Source organism: Microcystis sp. M_QC_C_20170808_M9Col (assembly GCF_007095495.1).
Taxonomy (GTDB): Bacteria; Cyanobacteriota; Cyanobacteriia; order Cyanobacteriales; family Microcystaceae; genus Microcystis; species Microcystis aeruginosa.
Genome location: NZ_SFBZ01000204.1, coordinates 1 through 20,826, shown reverse-complemented (window position 1 = coordinate 20,826; position 20,826 = coordinate 1). Strand labels below are relative to the sequence as shown.

Annotated in this window: 17 protein-coding genes and 1 pseudogene; 6 read left to right on the top strand and 12 right to left on the bottom strand. The window is 42.0% G+C overall.

Annotation, left to right across the window (positions count from 1 at the left end):
• Positions 1-100: pseudogene (locus EWV68_RS12055) on the top strand (IS5 family transposase); the annotation flags it as partial.
• A 427-nt stretch (positions 101-527) separates the two neighbouring features.
• Here the strand turns inward: EWV68_RS12055 and EWV68_RS12050 are convergent.
• The 12 genes from EWV68_RS12050 to polA form a co-directional block, all read right to left on the bottom strand.
• Entirely contained in the window at positions 528-1,451 is a 924-nt protein-coding gene (locus tag EWV68_RS12050) for a hypothetical protein (protein WP_061432706.1), read from the bottom strand.
• Positions 1,448-2,407, bottom strand: a complete 960-nt coding sequence (locus EWV68_RS12045; protein WP_061432707.1) for a DUF6895 family protein — start codon at positions 2,405-2,407, stop codon at positions 1,448-1,450. Before EWV68_RS12045 ends, EWV68_RS12050 begins: the two co-directional genes overlap by 4 nt.
• A 44-nt stretch (positions 2,408-2,451) precedes the next feature.
• Entirely contained in the window at positions 2,452-4,470 is a 2,019-nt protein-coding gene (locus EWV68_RS12040; protein WP_061432708.1) for a S8 family peptidase, read from the bottom strand.
• A gap of 86 nt (positions 4,471-4,556) precedes the next feature.
• Entirely contained in the window at positions 4,557-5,429 is an 873-nt protein-coding gene (locus EWV68_RS12035; RefSeq protein ID WP_061432709.1) for a LynF/TruF/PatF family peptide O-prenyltransferase, read from the bottom strand.
• 742 nt (positions 5,430-6,171) lie between these two features.
• Positions 6,172-6,435: a hypothetical protein gene (locus tag EWV68_RS12030; RefSeq protein WP_061432710.1), complete on the bottom strand. Its 264-nt coding sequence runs from the start codon at positions 6,433-6,435 to the stop codon at positions 6,172-6,174.
• Positions 6,436-6,740: 305 nt separating this feature from the next.
• Positions 6,741-6,911 (bottom strand): hypothetical protein, encoded by a 171-nt coding sequence (locus EWV68_RS12025; protein WP_155726735.1) that lies wholly within the window; start codon positions 6,909-6,911, stop codon positions 6,741-6,743.
• Positions 6,912-7,193: 282 nt separating this feature from the next.
• A complete protein-coding gene (locus EWV68_RS12020; RefSeq protein WP_081106828.1) occupies positions 7,194-7,604 on the bottom strand; it encodes a cyanobactin biosynthesis system PatB/AcyB/McaB family protein in 411 nt (136 codons plus the stop codon).
• 35 nt (positions 7,605-7,639) lie between these two features.
• On the bottom strand, positions 7,640-9,613 hold the full coding sequence (locus EWV68_RS12015; protein WP_287169906.1) for a S8 family peptidase: 1,974 nt from the start codon (positions 9,611-9,613) through the stop codon (positions 7,640-7,642).
• Positions 9,614-10,243: 630 nt separating this feature from the next.
• The gene (locus tag EWV68_RS12010) at positions 10,244-11,866 is read right to left on the bottom strand and encodes a metallophosphoesterase (protein WP_287169904.1); all 1,623 of its coding nucleotides are present in this window, start codon (positions 11,864-11,866) and stop codon (positions 10,244-10,246) included.
• Positions 11,867-12,255: 389 nt separating this feature from the next.
• Positions 12,256-12,465 (bottom strand): heavy-metal-associated domain-containing protein, encoded by a 210-nt coding sequence (locus EWV68_RS12005; protein ID WP_061432373.1) that lies wholly within the window; start codon positions 12,463-12,465, stop codon positions 12,256-12,258.
• A gap of 256 nt (positions 12,466-12,721) precedes the next feature.
• A complete protein-coding gene (locus EWV68_RS12000; RefSeq protein ID WP_002794861.1) occupies positions 12,722-12,967 on the bottom strand; it encodes an NDH complex assembly factor CRR9 in 246 nt (81 codons plus the stop codon).
• Between the two features lie 4 nt (positions 12,968-12,971).
• Positions 12,972-15,842 carry a DNA polymerase I gene (polA, locus tag EWV68_RS11995; protein ID WP_221275496.1) on the bottom strand — a complete coding sequence of 957 codons (2,871 nt, stop codon included), beginning with the start codon at positions 15,840-15,842 and terminating at the stop codon, positions 12,972-12,974.
• 456 nt (positions 15,843-16,298) lie between these two features.
• Between polA and EWV68_RS11990 the strand changes: the two genes are divergently transcribed.
• The 5 genes from EWV68_RS11990 (at position 16,299) to EWV68_RS11970 (ending at position 20,406) form a co-directional block, all read left to right on the top strand.
• Complete coding sequence (locus tag EWV68_RS11990; RefSeq protein WP_002746188.1) at positions 16,299-16,535, top strand: hypothetical protein; 237 nt, start codon at positions 16,299-16,301, stop codon at positions 16,533-16,535.
• Entirely contained in the window at positions 16,532-16,960 is a 429-nt protein-coding gene (locus EWV68_RS11985; protein ID WP_002781451.1) for a type II toxin-antitoxin system VapC family toxin, read from the top strand. Before EWV68_RS11990 ends, EWV68_RS11985 begins: the two co-directional genes overlap by 4 nt.
• Before the next feature lie 164 nt (positions 16,961-17,124).
• Positions 17,125-18,051, top strand: coding sequence for a UDP-glucuronic acid decarboxylase family protein (locus EWV68_RS11980; RefSeq protein ID WP_287169903.1), 927 nt, complete (start codon positions 17,125-17,127; stop codon positions 18,049-18,051).
• Between the two features lie 45 nt (positions 18,052-18,096).
• A complete protein-coding gene (locus EWV68_RS11975; RefSeq protein WP_002797870.1) occupies positions 18,097-19,482 on the top strand; it encodes a UDP-glucose dehydrogenase family protein in 1,386 nt (461 codons plus the stop codon).
• A 240-nt stretch (positions 19,483-19,722) separates the two neighbouring features.
• A complete protein-coding gene (locus EWV68_RS11970; protein ID WP_061433285.1) occupies positions 19,723-20,406 on the top strand; it encodes a Mo-dependent nitrogenase C-terminal domain-containing protein in 684 nt (227 codons plus the stop codon).
• Positions 20,407-20,826 lie beyond the last annotated feature (420 nt).

Genomic DNA, 20,826 nt, shown 5'->3' with positions numbered 1-20,826 from the left:
AAGATACAGAAATCGCAGACGGCGATTTGGTCTGAGATTGAATTTGATTGCTGGTATCTACAATTACGAACTTCGTTACCGACAAAAGGATATATCTTGATTACTTTTGCAAGAGATCTTATGGCTCTTCGGTTTGAGCTATTTTTGTCAATTGTTTTTTATCTAGAGCGAACTAATCAATTAAGTCTCTTGCCAGATAAGGATTTAGTCGATTTATGCCCCCCTATCGAACCATAACAAGTAACGAAGAGCCGATCTTATTAAGTTCAGTAATATTTCTACTGTCCGACCCATTGATTCGTCTGCAATCCCTTTTGGCTCGATGGTTTGCAGTATCTCTTCTCCTGATTTCTTGCTCGAATCTAGTCTTTGCGTCATGTGTCATATTCTATTATATTGCGTGTCCCTTGCTTACCTTTTTTCTCTACTACCCCTACTTATTGAGCGGATACGATCGCTTTTACTTTTGAGATTCTGATGAGAGAATGAAACAGCCCTACTTTTTAAGGGGGATTAAACTTCTGTAGTCAGACTCTGGAGAATTGGTATAACGAAGAACCTTGAATTGGTCCTCTTCCAATATCTCGTAAAAGCCTATAATCACTATTCATTTGCTCGGCAGTTAGCCATAAATAGGAAAAAGTATTTTGTAGTTTGAACCAATTTTTCAAATCATTAAATTGAAATTCAATGTCCATCTTTGCTATCTCCAATTCAGAAAAACCAAAAGAGCCATCAGGACATTGTTGATTGTTAATAAAAGCAAAAGACTTTTGAATGCCATACTTCGTAGAGACATTCAAATAATTAAGCATACGAAATAATCTTAGAGCTATTTTAAGATTGTAATTTTGTAAGTATTCAAATAAAATTACTTCTAAGACATCAATTAATCCATGATATATTGGAGTTCTTACTATACCATAAACAGTTAAATTTTCTAATTCAGTAATACTCTTCTGAATTGCTAAATCATCTGCGTTTAATAAAGCTAATAAATCTGGCTTGTAATTCATCACCTTAAATGAAGGTTTTGGTATTAAGTTTAAAGTGCCAGCGAGAAAAAGAATAGGCCTTTCGTTCAGCGAGTTATCACTTGATTTCTCTGGCAATTTATCAATGACTTTTTTTACATGGTCAACAATGTTTGGAAGCTGAGTTCCCAATAATCTGTAGGTAGAAATAGCAGCAAGCGATAAAAGTATGAGATTACTGCTGCGAAATTGATGTTCTGATAAAAGGATTAATTTTGCTGTTAGATTTTTAACTATCTTAATTGACTCATTGAGAATTTTTGGCTCAATATCGTGACAAATTACTATCGCTATATAGGTTTGTAAAAGCGAATTTATATCAGAGTCAGGCAGATGATTAATACGAGTAACAAGCCAATGAAAGTAAGCTTCTATATTAATTTTATTACTTTCATCAAAAGGAGATAATGCCATCATAAATAATTCCCTCCATAGAGATAGAACATAGAGGCTAAAAATGTTACTAAAGTAGGATGATAATTTTTTCTAAAAGTATCTTTTTCAAGATTTACTTCTTCCGAATTGCTTTCTTGTTTTTCGGACAATCTACTTTTTGCTGGAATAAAACCTTGAGGATTTTGTATCTCACCAAGGCTTTTCCCTGCTAATTGGATTAAAGGATGAAAGTAGTCACATTGCAAAAAATTACAACATATTAACAGCTCGGCCACTAGATCCCAATCTTTTTTCTTCGTATATAATCCCAGTATAAGTATTATGTATTGGTAGATTTCATTGTATCGCTCTAGTAATATTGGGGCTAATGGTTGCTGTCCAAAATCGCTTAAGTAAAAGATAATGTGTGTCAAGTTATAAGCATCAGTAATACGCAAATGGATTGGAGATGGAAGGTGAAAAGCACTGGAGTATTTGTAGATGCTACTACAATCAGAAAGGCGATGCTTAAAGCCACCGAGCTTGAAATAATAGCTGAGTTCCATTTGGCTGTAAGGAGTTCTCTCTACGGCATCGATGAAATCTTCATCAATCATCTTTTGTAGAAGGATTTTTAATTGTTCTACCTCTATAGTTGTTTTTAGATCGCAAGCTTTTAGGCATGAGTATATAGATAAATAGAATTCAAACAGGCCAAACCTACGCGTCATGTTAAAAGTAAAGTTACTTTTCTCTAGTTCTTCTACAATATGTCCAATTAAAACTTTAAATTCCTGGCGTTGTCGAACTTGTGGGTAGCGATTCATCACCAGACAAGCTATGGCCAGCTCGCCAAAAGCTTTATGTTCAATAGTAGCTTTGACTTCCCTATCGCTCGACTTATGGTTGGGCAGGCTAAAGTAGTCAATATGTTGAGTAATCCAGTCTAGTGTCCTTTCTAGGAGAGAGGGAAGTAGTATATCGAAGTAATTAAGCATTCTTACCCGCCTTATCTTGAGCTATCCCGCCTGCAATTTTCTAATTAGTTGGGAGAATCCCACCAAGTTTTCGCTTCGCCCCCCAAAGTAACAGGGAAGATGTCAGATACATCAAGGGTATAGCGGTACACTTTCCTTGCCCTATCATTATTTTCTGGATCAAAGAACTTTAATGCTACATCCCAACAATCACTATTGAGCCGGCAGTAGGGACTTTTCTCTACTGTAATGCTGTCCAGTTCCATCCCCAGGAGAATCGATTCTGAAAAGACCGAGACCGATTGAACAATATTGGTAGCGGCAAAGTTGAGGGCGCGATCACTGGCAGTCTGTCCCAAATTGCTGAAGTCGTAATAGATACGGTTAAGGAAGTTAGAGAGGACTGCCGCTAGTTGTGGTTGTTCGTTTACTGGTACTGCTTCTAGAGCGGCATCGATCAAGCTGTTAACTTTCCAGCCATAAATTCCCCGTTCTCCATCAGGTCGAATTACGGGAACTTCCTGTCCCGATAACAACTTAACCGTCTTACCCGTTAATCGGGCGGGGATGCTCACCCGATCAATATATTCACTGCTGTTTTCCGGCTGCACCTCACCCTGTAAAAGTCCTTGCAAAAGCTCATACACAGCATAGGCAAAAGGTCCGACCGGTTCAATGGCATAAATGGGGGTTAACTCCATGTTTAACGTCCAAATTAAAGATTTAGCCTCAGATGGATTTTGAGCCAAATAATCCGCCATCTGACGGGCATCATAAGGGTTAGCGAGAACGGGCGGGGTTCCTGCTGGATAGCCAGGGATTGATTGTCGGGGCATTAGTTGTTTGAAGGAGTCTCGCCGCGCTTCAGTACCAAAGTCATATCCCAAAGTTCCTAAAGCATAAACCAAGTTGGTTCTAGCACTAGGAGTGATACTATCAGCAGTCTGGCTAGGGGTAATGGCAGGTGAGCTATCGGTGGGCATGACAGAATCTTCTAAAATTGATGAGATCGGGTCTGGTTGAGCAATTGAGTCTGTGACTGCCATTGCTTCGATTTTCCAGGCGGTCTCAAAACCACTGGATGCCACGATGAGCAAAGGCTTTTTGTCCACTAAATTGATTGCACTGGGAACGTTTAATCGGCCTAGCAAACAGCGTTCAACTTCTTCAACCTCTTCCGGATCGCAAGGGATAGCACTGTTTAAAATAGCAGCGCGGACAGCTTCGGCATCAGGCTCTTGACCTTGTTGTAGCTGTAGGCTCATGAGCAAAGCGGCAACTCCGGTCACAATGGGAGCAGCACAACTGGTCCCCTTCTTGCGGAGCGGTTTATCTGACCATGGCTGCGCTCCTAGTATATTTTCCCCTGGGGCTAGCACCCCTTGGTTTTGATATTCCCCTCCCCAGTTACTAAACTTGAAGGGCTGTCCGTTGTCTTTCATCGCTCCAACTGTGAGAACGTGGGGCAGTACTGCTGGAATACACCAACATTCCCCTTCATTGTTGCCTCCGGGGGCAACGAGCAGGATGTTGTTATCTTGGCACTGACGCACAGCTCGTTCTAGCAGGTCATGGGCTACGCCAGTTTGGGTGGGAATGCAGACAGCAATATGGATGATATTTGCCCCCGCATTGAGGGCTAGGTTGATAGCGCGAGAGAGGTTGAGCGGAGAGCTAAAGTTGTCGAAGTCGTAGCCAAGGGGGATGTTGATCCCGCGACAGTTAGGTGCCAGTCCCTTAACCGGTGAATCATGCTGGCCAAAGATGGTACTGGCAATATGGGTGGCGTGGGAGACAAAATTGAGATAGTCGCCAAAGGGAGCAGGTATGGCAGATTCCATTTTGGCTGCTTTTTCCTCACTATCTTCTTCTCTGTTTTCTAAATCTATATAGAGGTCAATATATTCTTGGGGTACTTCCAGCATTTCTTGCCAATAAGGTTTAATTTGAGCGATATTGGCTTTCTGAAAACAGGCGCGATCAAGGTCGGCGGGACCGTCAAGTACGGCAACGGTAATTTGAGGACTGCCTAGAGTGCGAGTCCATAGTTCGGTAATTCCAGGTATATCAATTATATCCGGCATAGTTTTTCACAAATCTTCAAAAAAGTTGAGCAATATATCAAAATTCTGTTCATAAGTTAGAGAATTGGCTTGGCTTATCCAGATAATCAGTTCATACAGTAATACATATTTAATCTTTGAATTGACCTAGCTGTTAATTCCTGTTCGGGGATGCACACTACTAGACTTCTCACCGGTTGATGCCGGTAATAAGCATGAACCCTGCTTGCCATTTCATTGCCCAAGTTATCAATAAAGCTGTTAGGGTTGAGGGTATGATAATACATAATTTTGCTATCATTAGCCCTGCTCACACCAATCTGGATAGCTTGACAATCATTGACTAGACGCAAAGCAGGTGCACAGACAACTTTGGCTAACCTTTCCCAAACTTGTGTTTGCTGAAATTCCTCTGATGATAAAGAAATATAAAGCTCGATAGCAGTACGACCATCAAAATAAAAATCAAAACCTACCAAAAATTCTTGATTGACGATCAATGTTGACAGCTCTTTCTTGTCGTCGCACCAAGCCATAGCTGTTGCCATCTTTTCGGGGTAGTCATTCATCCAAATATAGAGCTTCACGCGCGAATCAGCTAATTCCCTGCGCGCATCTACTCCCACCAAATTTCTGATTACTTTACTAAAGTCAAAGTCAGCTCCTAAAAAATGCTGGAGTTGCTGATAGTTGAGCTTCACCTCAGTCCGACCTTCCACTTGATGAAAGAAATCAATCGTTTCCCTAATTTGCTTTTCAGCGTATTGGTTATTATACAATGCCAAGCTGAAACGAGCAGGATAAAGCTCATCCCCATCAATTTTACAAGCACAGTCAATCGAACAATCAGTTTGTGACTGCATAAATCTCTCGAAAAGTTCTAAAGGATAAAGAGCTTCGATTTCAAAGATATTTTCATGCGCCTTCATATACATTAGATTTTTGCTCTTATGCAACTGGGCATTAGCGTAGTTAATCATTGCTTTTTAAGTTCTTGCTCCGAATAGTCTTGACTATTTACTTGACAGAAAACTACCTTGACCTCTATGACAAACCTACTTGACATGCTCACCGCCGTAAACCGAGGGTGATTTCTCACCACGCTACCTTTTTAGAGTAGTCGCCGAATGGTTGACGCTTCACCAAAAAACGCTTAATTGCTTAAGTCTGACACTTTCTCCACGTCAATTTAAAGTCTCCGAATGCCCTCCGGCGACTAATTTAATTTGGGTTTATACATACCGACACAAGATATGTTTCGCCTCTAGCCTGGAGTTCCCAGCGGCCGTCAGCTTCCCCTTACTCATCGTCAACGTCTCGACGCTGATCGACGTTAACCCCTCGACGTAGCTCAGGGTTTACCCTGAGCGAAGCTGAAGGGTCAACCCGTTGCCAGAATTTCAACCTAATATAGCGTTTTTCAGTCTGCTGAGGTACAAAAGTTATGGGTTTTAGGCAAAAGGCAAGAGGCAAAAGGGAAGAAAAATAGGTGTACCTCACTAGCTTAGGAAACGCTATGTATCTATTTCGGAGTATCTATGATAGATAGGGCAGGTTTTTTAGACCAGTGAGACTTTAACAGAAAGCCCCCCTAAAAGAGGCGGGGTTTTTAACCCAAATTTTCGATAAGAGAGGTGAAATGAAAAATGGGTGAGTCAATAAACTTATCTTCATCACTTCTACTCTCATCTCCTCTCTTATTCTTCTGTTTGCTAGTGAGTTTTACTCAGCTCCATCGGCGGCAAAGGGAGTTGACCAGTTGTTATCGCCATTCAGCCAAGCGGCATTGACCCCAGCAAAGGGAGTTGACCAGTTGTTATCGCCATTCAGCCAAGCGGCATTGACCCCAGCAAAGGGAGTTGACCAGTTGTTATCGCCATTCAGCCAAGCGGCATCCACAGAGGAAGCCTGTTTTAAATCGGAAGAGGTCACCGCGGGGCGTTCAACTGGAGCTGTTAATTTAGGAAGCAAAGTCGGATTTTTCATTGTTTTTTTTCCTAGTTCTTGGTAGGTTACGAACTGAAGATTAGCCTAAGCTTTTCTAGCTGAAATATACATCACAAATGCTAGATATGTCAACTTACTTTATATTACTTAAAACCAATCAACAGCACTGCAAAAAATAAGTTTCTGTACTTTACTTCACAGTAAACTAAACTGATTTATTCAGCTTAGAAATAGAAAGTATTTCTCGAAATCGCTCTACTTTCACCACGGGATTGTACTCAATTTTATGAGTCCTTAAACCCCTCTTTTGGTTAAGATTTGAGACTTAAATTACTGAATTAAGATTATAGGGCATCATCTGAGGCAAAAGGGATGCCCTGCAGCACACCTCCTAATCCAGGAATATATATCGCTGTCTCAACCCCACCCAGTTCCGGCATTGGCGAAGAAGGGACATTTATAGATGGGCGTTTAATTGACTCAGTTAGTTGAGGCAATAAAGTTTTCTTTTTCATTTGATTCATTTTCCAGAGTAAAAAAATCAATTCCAAATGCGTCCTTGACGCCACTCCTCTGTTTCTATCGTTTTTCGCTTTAGTTTGTTTTGTCGGGTTTGATCACCCAATTCTTGTTTGAGCAGGAATTTGACATCCTTTGAACCAACAGAGGCAAGGGGTGGATTTGCCTTTGACTCTAAGTTATCACTCATAAAAGGGTCCTTCCAGTTTTTCTAATCGGTTGACAAATTGACCCGTGACATTAGCTTTATCGCTTCAAGAAGACGATTGCTGTCCGTCTTACTTCAGCAAAGAGCCACGCAACCCAGAAGACTTGATTTGCTGGTAGCTTTTTGACTGAAAGTAAGGAGGATCGTTATAGTTAGCGCCGTGAAGCAAACGTATCCTGATAACAACCAGATTATTAATGGAAGTTGGATCGCTGATACGGGAACCATCATTATGAACTACATCGACCGCCAGATGTGGGGCTATAACATCTGGTCTTTTTACCGGTTTTGCTTGTATGGGGATCATCTTGAACTTAACCTTCAACTGATTCTTCGTTACTTGGTATGGTTCGATTGGGGGGCATAAATCGACTAAATCCTTATCTAGCAATAGATTTAATTGATTAGTTCGCTCTAGCCCGAAGACAATTGACAAAAATCGCCCAATGTCTTCCCGTATAGGAGTTTCATTTCTTATCATCCTGTACTTCGCACAGGGCAGACCGAAGAGCCATTTTAGTAAGGTGCAGACCATTGTTTGACTTCACCCAAAGTAACCGGGAAGATGTCGCTTACATCAATTGTGTATCGGAACACCCTTCTGGCTCGGCGGCTATTTTCTGGGTCAAAAAACTTCAGTTTGATATCCCAACAATCACTATCTAGTCGGCAGAAGGGGCTTTTCTCTACGGTAATGGTGTCCAGTTCAAACCCGCTCTCTATCGCCTGAGATGCAGTCTGAGCAGTTTGAATTAGATTAGTAGCTGCAAAATTGATGGCTCGGTCTTGGGAGGTTGTTCCTAAATTTCTGAAGTCATAATAAATCCGTGAGAGGAAACTTTGGAGAGTTCTCACTACAGAATCTCTTTGCTCCGTAGGTACTTGTTCGAGAGCCGCGTTGATGATAGAGTTTATTTTCCAGCCATAAATTCCCCGCTCATTCTCAGGTTGGATCACAGGAACAACCTGTCCCGAAAACAACTTAACCGTCTTGCCCGTCAATCGGCCAGGAATACTCACCCGTTCAATATACTCATCGCTGTTTTCTGGCTGTACCTCCCCGCTCAAGAGTTGCTGTAAAAGCCCATAAACATTGTTAGCAAAAGGACCAACCGGTTCGATGGCATAAATGGGGGTTAAGTCCAAGTTTAATGTCCAAATTAAGGACTTGGCCTCGGAGGGAGTTTGAGCCAAATAATCCACCATCTGGCGGGCATCATAAGGGTTGGGAGGAATGGGAATGGAATCGGGGATTTGCTGCCAAGGCATGAGTTGCTTGAAGGAGTCCCGCCGCGCTTCGGTGCCAAAATCATATCCCAAAGTTCCTAGTGCGTAAACTAAGTTCTCTCCGATGGTTTCAGCCGGTTGGCTAGCGGTAATAAAATTGGAACCCTTGTTTGACATTTTAGATACGTTAGATGTTAAAGAATTCTGTGAGCTAGATGGACTTATGACTGAGGCTGCTAAAGCTGTCTCAGGGATGGAATGACTTATTTCTGAAGTATTAGCACTAGCTTCAATCTCGTTAGTATTAGCAACATCAGCTTCAATGTTGTTGACTACATCACAACCACAGCCTGCGGGTGCGATGGTTTCTCTTAGCTCAGACATTGTTCCTCCTTGTAGTAATTCAATTGCACCAGATATATTGATTTTCCCAACCAAGCAATGATAATTGCTTTTTATTTGATTGGGATCGCAGGGCAAGGCACTGTTTAAAATAGCATCTCGAACCTTGTGAGGATCGGGAATTTCTCCTTGCTGAAGTTGTAGGCTCAACAGAAGGGCAGCGACTCCAGAAACAATAGGGGTAGCAAAACTGGTCCCGCTTAACCTGACAACTCCTCCTCCTGGCTTGGCACCTAAAATATTGTCCCCGGGGGCAAGAATGCCTTGTGTTTGATAGTTTTTTCCCCAGTTGCTGAACTCCATTGGCTTGCCTAGGTTATCCATTGCCCCCACTGCTAGAACAGAAGGAATGGCTGCTGGAACGTGCAAGCAAGGACATCCATCGTTACCTGTTGCTGCAACGATTAAAATATTGTTTTTTTCACACAACTGAGTGACTCTTTGCAAAAAGTCTTCCGCTTCCCCAAAATCAGTGAGTTGACCTCCACTTATATTTATAATGTGAGCTCCTGAACTAACTGCTTGCTCAATAGCCCGGGACAAATCAAGCTGAGACAGCCTTTGACCCCGATCCGCAAAGACAGGAACGATCAACCCACGGCACGAAGGAGCAATGCCTTCAACTGGAGAACCATGTTGGCCAAAAATTATACTGCTAACATGAGTCCCATGCTTTGACATATCCCCCTGTGAAGTTGCTTCGCCATCTACTAAAGTTGGCAGACGGCTTAGATGCGCTCCTTGAAAACAGGGATGTGACTTGTCAACCAGTCCATCCAAAACCGCTACGCAAATGCGAGGGTTCCCTCTGGTTTTCCTCCATAGCTCTTGTATCCCCAGTATTTCCGTTATGTCTGACATTCATGTTGAATATGAGATATTCTCATTACAGTTTTATCTCAATTAGGAGTGTATCTCAAAAAAACTCTTGCCGAGCATTTAAGGACAAAATTGTAACTATTGTTAACAATTGGGGAGCTTCGTTACTTTTTATACTAAATCTGGTTATAGCGTTTCCTGTTCGCACGAGGTACATTATTGATGGGGAAAAGCTTAATCAGCAAAGGTTTAACTGTGCCACACAGGTGTGATAATGGGACTTAGGCGTTTTCGGTCAGCAAAAAAGGCTCAAACCATTACGGGACAAAGGGTTAACCTCGATTGATGATTTTCCTTGATCTATCTGAGTTTCAGCGATTTTGGGCTTCTCGAAGTAAATCCCAAGCGGGGATTGGAGTTGAGGCTTTTCTCGATTTGTTTTTTGTCTAAGTCCCAATAACTGCTATATTAAAAACTGATTATTTATTCCCCTTTGCCTTTTGCCTTTCCTCATAACTAGCCTGTACTCAACGGATTTAGTATTATTCCACATTCCGCACCCTCAACTGTCATATAAGGTAATCTACTCCCGTTAAGCCGATGCTTGAACGGGAGCTTTCTGTAACCCTGAATCTACTGGACAAGCCAATAAATTCGGATTTCTGGGCTGGATTACAGAACAAACCGCACAAAAAATGGATGACCTAAGCCCTTATTGACTATTTGATTGCGTTCTCCCCAATTAATGCCATCAACAGAAGTATAAAATTCAGCTCCTGAACAGCTATTTGGACTCAGCCCAACAGGACAGGAGTATCTAAGCGTAATTTCACGGTCTCCTGTAAAATAAATCACCTGCCCCTCTGAACCCTTGGTAATCCCTGGATAATCTTGTATCCAGAACCGTCCTTTTTCACGAGGACCTATCGATTGGGTAGGAGCAACAATATAATGACCTTGGTTGGCTTCATAACTTACCCGCTGTATTAGGGAGATAGAGCTTTGATTTTCGACAGTGATATAACAGGAATAATCTTGAGACAATCCGGGTATTATTACTGATGTCTGTTCTGCACTATCAGCTTCAATCTGATAAGAACCCTGTTGGTTAACGACTTTGAATATCGCCCCTTGATAGCTATCGGTATCAATCTCAATGAAATTAACATGCTGTTTGCCGATATCAGGTTTTGAAGGACACTCAAATCCGCTGTTGACATATTGAATTAAACCCTTTTTCAGCCCAGAGATCGGCGTGTGTGTATGTCCCATGACTACTAGATCTGCCCCGCATTCGAGGGCAAGTTTTTGCGCAAACCACCCCATATAGTAGTCTTTAGCATCAGCAAGAGCAGCTTTAATAGCTACTAGTAGCCCGTCTCGAGCTCCACCATTGTTATTTATCCATTGCTGCCACAACTGACTATAAAGTGGCTTGACTTCAGCTATCGTGGTCGTTTGACCATCAGGCAGTATTATGGGCTGAATTTCCGGCATTTTACTAGCTTGGGTGATATAGTTTAGCAGCAGATCGGTTACGGAAAACCCAGATTGTGCTCCCATGATAGTTTTCGCCAAGCTTTTTAGGTCGATACCATTAGGAGAAGTTTGACCCGTTAAATCAGCAACAGTTTTACCTGGTGGGAGAGTCTGCTGGAGTTCGTAAGCAGCGGCACGGCTAACAAAATGTCCGACCGGTAAAGGATTGAACTTGACACTAGTATCCGGCGCGTTGAACATCGCGTACAGATGTCCATGGGTACAAACAATTTTCTTATTGTCCTCTCCCAGAGGGAAGTAAATATCGCTGGGCGATAATTTGATTGTGTAGTCAGGATTTTGAATTTTGTTTAAGTCCTCTTGGGTAACGTTCATGTCGTGATTACCGCGAACATAGGTAACTTGTCCCTCAAGTGCGGTTAAAACTTGACTTAGCTTTCCCTGCGGACCTAAAATATTTGGGTTCTGTTCGATGATTTGCTCAAAGCTTGGTGGGCGCTTATCAGGGGGATAAGTCCAGAAATCAAATATGTCACCCAAAAGAATTAGTTCTTGAATGGAGCTGGCATTTTTGATAACGTGATCTAAGACTGCTGTTAAGTAAGGCTCGTGAAAGCTTTTTTGATACCAAACAGTGGGACTGTTGTCTCCAATGTGAATATCACTCAAAACTATAATTTTATTTTTTGACATGGCTCTTTTCAGGACTCCTATTTTGAATATTTTTTGATCCAACATCTGTTTTATTTCTGTAGCAGACTGTTGTAACTGCGCCAATTCAAAAATGAAACGCATCAACCTTAAGAGTTGACAAAGAAAGGCTGCTCAGGTATGCTGATCGCCGGTGTGATCCTGGCCATCATGCTCGCCATCAACCTTAAGAGTTGACCAAGGAAGGCTTATCAGGTACTGTCTGATCACTAATAAAAACAAATCAGACCCAAAAACGGGACAGCAACATCTTAACATAGAACAAAGAAAATTGCTATAGTTATGCAATGGACGGGGGTTATAAGGGATGGAACACTTATATAGAAAGGCATTTAGCGATTTTTGTCAATTGTTTTTGATCTAGAGCGAACTAATCAATTAAGTCTCTTACCAGATAAAGATTTAGCCGATTTATGCCCCCCTATCGAACCATACCAAGTAACGAAGAACCCTATTTTTAACGGGGGAGGATGTCAACCCTCACCTCCAGATTCAACAGTATGGCCGACTTCGCTGATCCATTGGGCAATTTCTGCGGGGGACGCGGTGGTTTCTACCGTGACGATTTTATTGGCTACATCCACCGATATTTGGGCTGCCGGTTGCTGATTGTTAATCGCTTTAGTAATGGTATTAGCGCAACCTTCACAGGCAATACTAGGCACTTTTAGGGTAATTGTCATTGTTGTAACTCCAGTAACTTATAAGTAGTCGTGCAAAATTAATTTCCTAGTCGAGACAGGAGACTCCGAGACAGGAGACTCCGAGACGGGAGACGGGATACAGCTATTAGGGATCGGATTTGAGTTTTCAGTTCACTGTTTCCTCACATCAGAAGTCTGACGGAGTAGTGGCTTAGATGTGTAATTAATTGTGCTTAGATACTTAGCTAAAAACTAGCATAAATTGTCAGGGGTAGCTGATTTTTTAAGAGTTTATTTACCATTTCAGCACTGCCGCTTCGATCCCCTGTTCCCGACGCAGTTTACTATCTTTTTCTAGCCATTGAATGACCTGTTTATGGGTTAGTTGTTCTAGGGTTACTCCCGTATCTTCGGCGATTATTTTTAGTAAGCGTAGGGAAGAAATCGTTAAACGAGTCAGGAATTTTTCGGGAGAAGTTAAGAGGGCAGCGTCCACATCTGCGGATTCTTCTGGGGTTAAAAATTGTCTGTTTTCGATCATAGTTTTATTTGGTTTCCATCCAATTGTCACCGGCTTTAATTTCTACCAAGAGAGGGATCGTCAAGGAGACAGCTTCTTCCATAGTCGTCTTGATTTTTGACTCTAGGGATGGCCATTCCTCCCTCGGTACTTCCAAGACTAATTCATCATGGACTTGCAGCAGTAATCTCGCTCGATAATTTTGCAGTACCTCGGCCAATTTTACCATCGCTACTTTAATAATATCAGCACTGGAACCCTGAATGGGCGCATTAGCGGCCGATCTTAATAATTGTGCTTCCTCGTTGTTGAGTTTGAGGCTATCTAAATCGATGTCATGTAAGGACAGTCCCCGCAGTCTTTTTAAGAGGGGATTATCGAAGTTAAAATAACGTCTTCTGCCCAAAATTGTTTCCACATATCCCTGAGCGATCGCTTGTTTTTTACTATTCTCTAAATACTCAAATACTTGGGCATAACGTTGATGATATTTTTCAATAAATTTTCTGCCCTGTTCTACGGTTAATTTCGATTCACGGGCGAATTTTTGCGCTCCCATGCCATAAATAACTCCGAAGTTAATTGTTTTTCCTAAACTGCGTTCTTCTGGCGTAATTTCCCTTTTATCAAAGAGCAATTGAGCGGTGACTTTATGAACATCTTGATTACTACGATACGCTTCTAATAAAACTGGTTCTTGACTGAGATGAGCCAGAATTCTTAACTCGATTTGTGAGTAGTCCGCTGACACCAATAAGTAACCATCTTCGGGGATAAAAGCTTGACGAATTCGCCTGGAAAATTCACTGCGAATAGGGATATTTTGTAGGTTAGGATTGGAGGATGATAAGCGTCCGGTGCTGGTAATGGTTTGATTAAAATCTGTATGTACTCTTGCGGTTTTTGGTTCGGCTAATTTCGGTAAAGCATCCACATAGGTGGATTTTAATTTGGATAAGGTGCGATGTTCAAGGATATAATCAACTAAGGGATGATCTCCTTGTAGTTTCTCTAAAACACTTTGATCGGTGGAGTAACCTGTTTTAGTTTTTCTGGATTTTTTGCGATTGAGTGCCAATCGATCAAAGAGGATTTCACTTAACTGTTTAGGAGAGCTAAGATTAAAAGTTTCTCCGATAGATTCATAAGCTTTTTTTTCTATGTCTGCTAGGTCTCTTTCTAGTTGCTGGGAAAAGTTTTTTAGATAGTTAATATTAATTTTTATACCATAATTTTCCATCTGCCAAAGCACCATCACTAAGGGAGATTCTACCTCTGAGAATAATTGATATAAAGGGGGAATTTTAGTTAATTCTGCCTGTAATTTTTCTCGAAGTAAATAGGTAGCGTAAGCATCTAATCCGCAGTAGTTAGCAGTGGTGGTAATATCTAAATCAGCGATGGTTTTTCCCGCAGGAATACCGAGACTTTTATAACTAAGGGAAGTGATACCAGTTAAATAGCGATCACATAAATCTTCGAGATTATGAGTTAGTTCGGGATGGAGGACATAACTAGCTACCATAGTGTCAAAAACTAGACCTTTAACGGTAATTCCTTGATGATAAAAAACATCAATATCAAATTTCGCATTCTGGAAGACTTTCGGATAATTATCACCCGCTAAAATTGGGCGTAATTTTTCGAGGACTATCTCTAGATTTAAATTATCACCGCTCTGGTGGCCGATAGGAATATAGGCCATAGAATTTAATTCTTTTCCCCAACAGCAACCGATGCCGACTAATTTGGCTACACGAGGATTTAAATCCGTGGTTTCGGTATCCCAAGCGACGGGAAAATGTGGATTAGTGAAAGTTGTTAATTTGGCCAGTAAAGCATCTAACTTAGGAATAGTATCAATAATTTCCGGAGCAATTAGAACCGGTGAAGAAATAGGGGGTAAATCAAACAGAGACAATTGATTAGAATCAGCATCGCTAGTTAATTCTAGGGTAGGAGTGCCACCTAGATGCTGTTGAATTTGATCGAGTTTCTGGAGAATTTTCTTTAACTCTAATCTTGCCAATAAAGGTTGAACTAAACGCCGATCAAAACCTCGGAGACGAAATTTCTCTTCCTCGATACTAACGGGGGCATCAAGGGCAATTTTGGCTAAATAGCGAGAACTTTCGGCGGCGGTTTTTCCCTCTAATAATTTAGTTTTTACCATTCCCTTGATCGATTCCAGATTGGTATATATATCGTCTAAGTTATCGTATTTTTTTAATAAATCTATCGCTGTTTTTTCGCCAATTCCGCGCACCCCGGGTATATTATCAGACTTATCACCGCAAAGAGCTTTAAAATCTACTACCTGTTTTGGTGTCACCCCTAACTTTTCCGTGACAGCTTGGGAATTAAATTCTGTATAACCCTGTCCCGATGTACTTTTGACCGCATTAATATCCAGATAGAGAACCGTGGTTTTTTTCTCCTCATCTACCAATTGGAACAAATCTCGATCGCCTGTTAAAATCTTGACTGTATAACCATTATCGCCGGCCTGTTTTGCCAAAGTTCCTAAAACATCATCTGCTTCATAACCCGGAGAAGTCACAATAGGAATATTCATCGCTGCCAAGAGACTTTGCAGATTAGTTAAATCGGGGCGAAATTCTTCGGGAGTCTCTTGCCGATTAGCCTTATAATTGACATCAGCTTCATGGCGAAAAGAAGGAGCTGCTAAATCAAAAGCCACTGCTAAATAACTGGGTTTTTGAGTTTCTAGTAACTGCAGCAGAGAATTTAAAAACCCAAAACAAACACTGGTGGGAATGCCAGTAGAAGTACGCAGAGGTCCCGAACGAGACTTAGCAAAGGCATAATAGGCACGAAAAGCCAAAGAATGCCCATCGATCAGGATAAATAGCTTATTTTGCTCGGCACTGGTCATAATCTAGCCTCTTTAGTCCTATCAAAATAATACTAAATAGTGTATAAAATTTACATCCCCTATTTTGCCCGAATTTGCCTAAATTTGACAAGGGAGTTTCTTCTGTATTAGACTATAACAGATGCTGGCCTTGTTCTAACCTTAAATCTTTCTATCTCTTTACAGGCGGCGGATGCCTGTGCTAAGCTAAGACGCATTTAAAGTGCTTATTCTTAAGATTAGCCGAATCTCCCTCAATCCCTTTACTGTTGCCTCTTGCCTCTTGCCTCGTCTCAACAAGCAATTTAAATTACGAACAGCTTACCAATTGCATCAATGTCATTTACAGGCATCCTGTTTGTACCACTAGGGAACTATCAGAAAAATGCGGATTACTGTAGGATCTGTTTTAAAGCTGTTAGCGAAGGGAATTATGCTACACTAGCATCAATATCTAGTCAAAAAGGCTTGTAATTTATGACTCCTCATCTTTCTCTTAGCCAGATTATAGAATCTATCGATCAACTTTCTTTAGAAGAACAAAACCAATTATTTGAAAAATTAGCGCAGAAAAAACAACAACAAGAGCATCCACTGCTCAATATACCAGTTACACTAACCTATAATCCCCTCTTAGATGAAGTCATAGAGAGTATAGAAACCTATCGTCAAAAAGTTGACCAAGAAGACAGTCAACAAGTTGAAACACCGTGACTCAATATATATTAGATACCGATCATATAACCCTACTGCAAAAACTACATCCGAACTTAGTTCGGAGAGTAGCGTCTATCGATCCTGATGATACGGCTATAACAATTATTACTTTAGAAGAACAAGTAAGAGGATGGTTCAGCGTGATCAGAAAATACTCTCAAAGCAATCAATATGAAAAGTTAATCAAAGGCTATCAAGGTTTGAGAGATATAGTTAATTATCTGAGCAAATTTAAAATTTTGAACTATACTTTAGAAGCTCATTATCATTTCAGAGAATTACGGGAGCAAAAAATTCGTATAGGAACACAAGATTTAAGAATTGCAGCGATTAGTTTATCAGAAAACAGTATTTTAGTAACACGCAATTATCGTGATTTCTCTCAAATCCCTAATTTACGCCTACAAGATTGGACGATATAGAACTCTGTAGGGATGACTACGAAAATTGTTACATTTTTTAAGGATTACCCAGCCATTAGCCTGGCATCGGCGATCGCTGATAACACCTCGTCAAAAAAATATTTGCCAAAAAGCCAGCGTAAGGGTATTTTAAGAATAATTTTATATGTGTGCTTTGCGATTACATGAGAATCCTAGTTACGGGTGGTGCGGGTTTTATTGGTTCCCATCTAATCGATCGCTTGATGGAACAGGGTCATGAAGTGATCTGTCTGGATAACTTCTACACGGGGGTGCGCCGAAATATCGTTAAATGGCTAGGAAATCCTTATTTTGAGCTAATTCGTCACGATATCACCGAGCCGATCCGTTTAGAAGTCGATCAGATTTATCACCTGGCCTGTCCTGCTTCCCCGATCCACTATCAATATAACCCCGTCAAAACGATTAAAACCAATGTTTTAGGGACCATGTATATGCTGGGCCTAGCTAAAAGGGTAAAAGCGCGATTTTTGCTCGCTTCTACCTCAGAAGTCTATGGCGATCCTGATGTGCATCCCCAAACGGAAGAATATCGAGGTAATGTCAACTGCATTGGACCGCGTTCCTGTTATGACGAGGGTAAACGGGTGGCGGAAACCCTAGCTTTTGAGTATTATCGGGAGCATAAAGTCGATATCCGGGTGGCCCGGATTTTCAACACCTACGGCCCGCGAATGCTGGAAAACGATGGTCGAGTGGTGAGTAATTTCGTCGTACAAGCTTTGCGCGGTGAACCCCTGACGGTTTATGGTCAAGGTTCCCAAACCCGCAGTTTTTGCTATGTTTCTGACTTGGTGGAAGGGTTAATGCGTTTGATGAATGGGGACTTTATCGGGCCGGTTAATTTAGGTAATCCCGATGAATACACAATTCTGGAATTAGCACAAGTGATCCAAGGCATGATTAATCCCGAGGCCGAATTGGTCTATCAACCACTGCCGGAAGATGATCCCAAGCAACGACAACCGGATATCACTCGTGCTCAAACTTATCTGGATTGGAGTCCAACTATTCCTCTAAGTCAGGGTTTAAAAATGACGATCGAGGATTTCCGTTCTCGTCTCAGCTAATCCCTAATCAATAAATTTAACTTAATTGTCACTGGAGTAATTATCATGCGTGTTTGTGTTATCGGAACGGGTTATGTGGGTTTAGTCACCGGGGTGTGCCTAGCACATATCGGCCATCATGTTATCTGTATTGACAACAATGAAGAAAAAGTCAAATTGATGAAATCGGGACAATCCCCCATCTATGAACCGGGGTTATCAGAATTAATGCAGTCTTCGGCAGCCTCCGGCAATCTGGAATTTTCCACGGACCTAGAAGCGGGAGTTAAACACGGTGAAATCCTCTTTATCGCTGTTGGTACTCCAGCACTACCCACGGGAGAAAGTGACACTCGTTATGTGGAAGCGGTGGCCCGGGGTATTGGGGCCCATCTCAACGGTGGTTATAAAGTAATCGTCAATAAATCGACCGTTCCCATCGGTTCTGGGGATTGGGTACGGATGATCGTCCTCGATGGAGTGGCCGAGAGACAAAAAAATCTCGTGGCTGCGGTTGGCGGTATTAGTACACTAGAACGCATCGAAGCGGAATTCGATGTGGTCAGCAATCCCGAATTTTTACGGGAAGGTTCGGCAGTTTATGATACTTTTAACCCCGATCGCATTGTTTTAGGCAGTAATAACCCGAAAGCCATTGAAATGATGAAGGAATTGTACGCTCCTTTGGTTAAACGCCAATTCGCTGACGATCCCTCCTTGCCTCCCGTTCCCGTGGTGGTTACGGATCTCAGTTCGGCGGAAATGATTAAATACGCCGCTAATGCCTTCCTAGCCACCAAAATTAGCTTTATTAACGAAGTAGCTAATATCTGTGATCGCGTGGGGGCCGATGTCACCCAAGTGGCTAAAGGTATCGGTTTAGATTCCCGTATCGGCAGCAAGTTCCTCTCGGCCGGGATCGGTTGGGGGGGTTCCTGTTTCCCCAAAGATGTGTCGGCTTTGGTACATACCGCGGAAGACTACGGTTACGAAACGGAATTACTTAACGCCGCTATCAATGTTAACAAACGTCAACGGACAATTGCGATCGAAAAACTGCAACAGGAATTAAAAATCCTCAAGGGTAAAACCGTCGGTTTGTTGGGATTAACTTTTAAACCCGATACCGATGATATGCGCGATGCCCCAGCTTTAACCATGATCGAACAGTTAAATCGTTTAGGTGCTAAGGTAAAAGCCTATGATCCGATCGTTTCCCAAAGTGGTTTAAGTCACGGTTTAAGCGGTGTGATTATCGAATCGGATCCAGAAAGATTGGCCGATGGTTGTGACGCTTTGGTGGTGGTGACGGAATGGCAAGAATTCCTCCGTCTCGACTACGGCAAAATGGTTAAAACCATGCGCGAACCCGTGTTAATTGATGGTCGCAATTTCCTCGATCCTGCGGTGGTGACAGCAGCTGGTTTCCGTTACCTCGGGATTGGCCGTTAATCGCAGGAATCCACCTTTTCAGCAGGACTGACGCGGTTGGGGAAGGGACAAGAAGCACCAACCCTTACCCCTGCTCCTAGGGGCGAAAATTGCCCGATTATGCCGCCTGAAAACCAAAAAATTCCTAGCTGACCCTAAGGATAGTTGCAATGGTTACATGATATGAACAGGAGCCACTAGAATCCGGGAGCGATGGGTAGAATTGAATTGAGAAACTAGAAATCAGTTTTAGCAATACCTATGGTTAGCTCTGTTCAATACCGCTACACTAACGAACAAGTTAGGGACTGGTTACGGGGATTACTGACAATTGCCTGGTGTGATGGGGATTATAGCACCAGCGAACAGGAATCGATCGCCCGTTTCGCTCACGAATTAGAATTAGATGACGACCACGTTCTCTATCAATCGATTAGTCCCGAAGAATTGGCCGCAAGTTTTGGTCATGAACCCAAAATATCAGAAAACTTCCTCCGCACGGCGGTGATGGTAGCGATCGCCGATGGCATTTATTCCCCCGCAGAAGCGCAATTACTGCGTAGTTATCGGGATGCTTTCGGGTTAGAAATCGAGGCCCTGTCAGCTTTAGAACATACTATCTGTGAAATTCCCGAAATTACCACGGAAGCGAATAAATCCGAGTTTATCAGTGCCGAACATCCCCACCCGGATCTGCTGCATCCCCTCAAAGATTGGTTAGATGGGGTAGAAATGCACGATCCGCGTTTGGCCCGGTTTATCTGCAAAATGGTGCCGCCTCAATGTCCTTTTGAACGCGATATCGTGCTGTTTGGTCATAAATTAGTCCATATTCCGCCCCTGTGCAAGTTAAATCCTCTCTACGAGCAATTAGTCGGTTTACGCTTCCGGGCTTTATCATACTTAGCCGATGATTGTCAAGAAGATATTTCCGAGTATATTTAGCCAATTTAACTAAAATTGCGGTTAACACGGTATAAATATCCTGCTGACAGAAAATATCTCAACCTAAGGGCTTTTCCTAGCCAGGGCTGGCTGAATAAATCTAAAAACCTTGTTGGATAAGGCTTTTAGACTTTTTTCCCCTCAAAAAGTGCTGACCATTGGAGTGATCGGGGGTAAAATTCTGGGACTTTTTCCCTGAAAATTAGGTAACTGACTACCTCAAAATCGGTAAAACCCTACACCCCACACCCCACACCCCACACCCTGCCCCCACCAACAAACTTTTTCAGCAGACCCTAGCTAGGGTTTGCTGAATAAATCTAAAAACCTTACAGGAAAGGGCTTTTAGCTTGATTGAGAGCTTCCCAAATGCACTTAAATCTGCTAGAATCTCTTAAAACCCTTGCATCACCCTTGCAT

Coding starts and splice junctions, on each gene's coding strand:
- EWV68_RS12000 (WP_002794861.1), bottom strand. CDS start 12,967: ATGATCGAAAACAGACAATTTTTAACCCCAGAAGAATCCGCAGATGTG.
- EWV68_RS11990 (WP_002746188.1), top strand. CDS start 16,299: ATGACTCCTCATCTTTCTCTTAGCCAGATTATAGAATCTATCGATCAA.
- EWV68_RS12015 (WP_287169906.1), bottom strand. CDS start 9,613: ATGTCAGACATAACGGAAATACTGGGGATACAAGAGCTATGGAGGAAA.
- EWV68_RS12050 (WP_061432706.1), bottom strand. CDS start 1,451: ATGATGGCATTATCTCCTTTTGATGAAAGTAATAAAATTAATATAGAA.
- EWV68_RS12005 (WP_061432373.1), bottom strand. CDS start 12,465: ATGACAATTACCCTAAAAGTGCCTAGTATTGCCTGTGAAGGTTGCGCT.
- EWV68_RS12010 (WP_287169904.1), bottom strand. CDS start 11,866: ATGCGTTTCATTTTTGAATTGGCGCAGTTACAACAGTCTGCTACAGAA.
- EWV68_RS12040 (WP_061432708.1), bottom strand. CDS start 4,470: ATGCCGGATATAATTGATATACCTGGAATTACCGAACTATGGACTCGC.
- EWV68_RS11970 (WP_061433285.1), top strand. CDS start 19,723: ATGGTTAGCTCTGTTCAATACCGCTACACTAACGAACAAGTTAGGGAC.
- EWV68_RS12035 (WP_061432709.1), bottom strand. CDS start 5,429: ATGATTAACTACGCTAATGCCCAGTTGCATAAGAGCAAAAATCTAATG.
- EWV68_RS11980 (WP_287169903.1), top strand. CDS start 17,125: ATGAGAATCCTAGTTACGGGTGGTGCGGGTTTTATTGGTTCCCATCTA.
- EWV68_RS11975 (WP_002797870.1), top strand. CDS start 18,097: ATGCGTGTTTGTGTTATCGGAACGGGTTATGTGGGTTTAGTCACCGGG.
- EWV68_RS12020 (WP_081106828.1), bottom strand. CDS start 7,604: ATGATAAGAAATGAAACTCCTATACGGGAAGACATTGGGCGATTTTTG.
- polA (WP_221275496.1), bottom strand. CDS start 15,842: ATGACCAGTGCCGAGCAAAATAAGCTATTTATCCTGATCGATGGGCAT.
- EWV68_RS12045 (WP_061432707.1), bottom strand. CDS start 2,407: ATGCTTAATTACTTCGATATACTACTTCCCTCTCTCCTAGAAAGGACA.
- EWV68_RS12025 (WP_155726735.1), bottom strand. CDS start 6,911: ATGAAAAAGAAAACTTTATTGCCTCAACTAACTGAGTCAATTAAACGC.
- EWV68_RS12030 (WP_061432710.1), bottom strand. CDS start 6,435: ATGAAAAATCCGACTTTGCTTCCTAAATTAACAGCTCCAGTTGAACGC.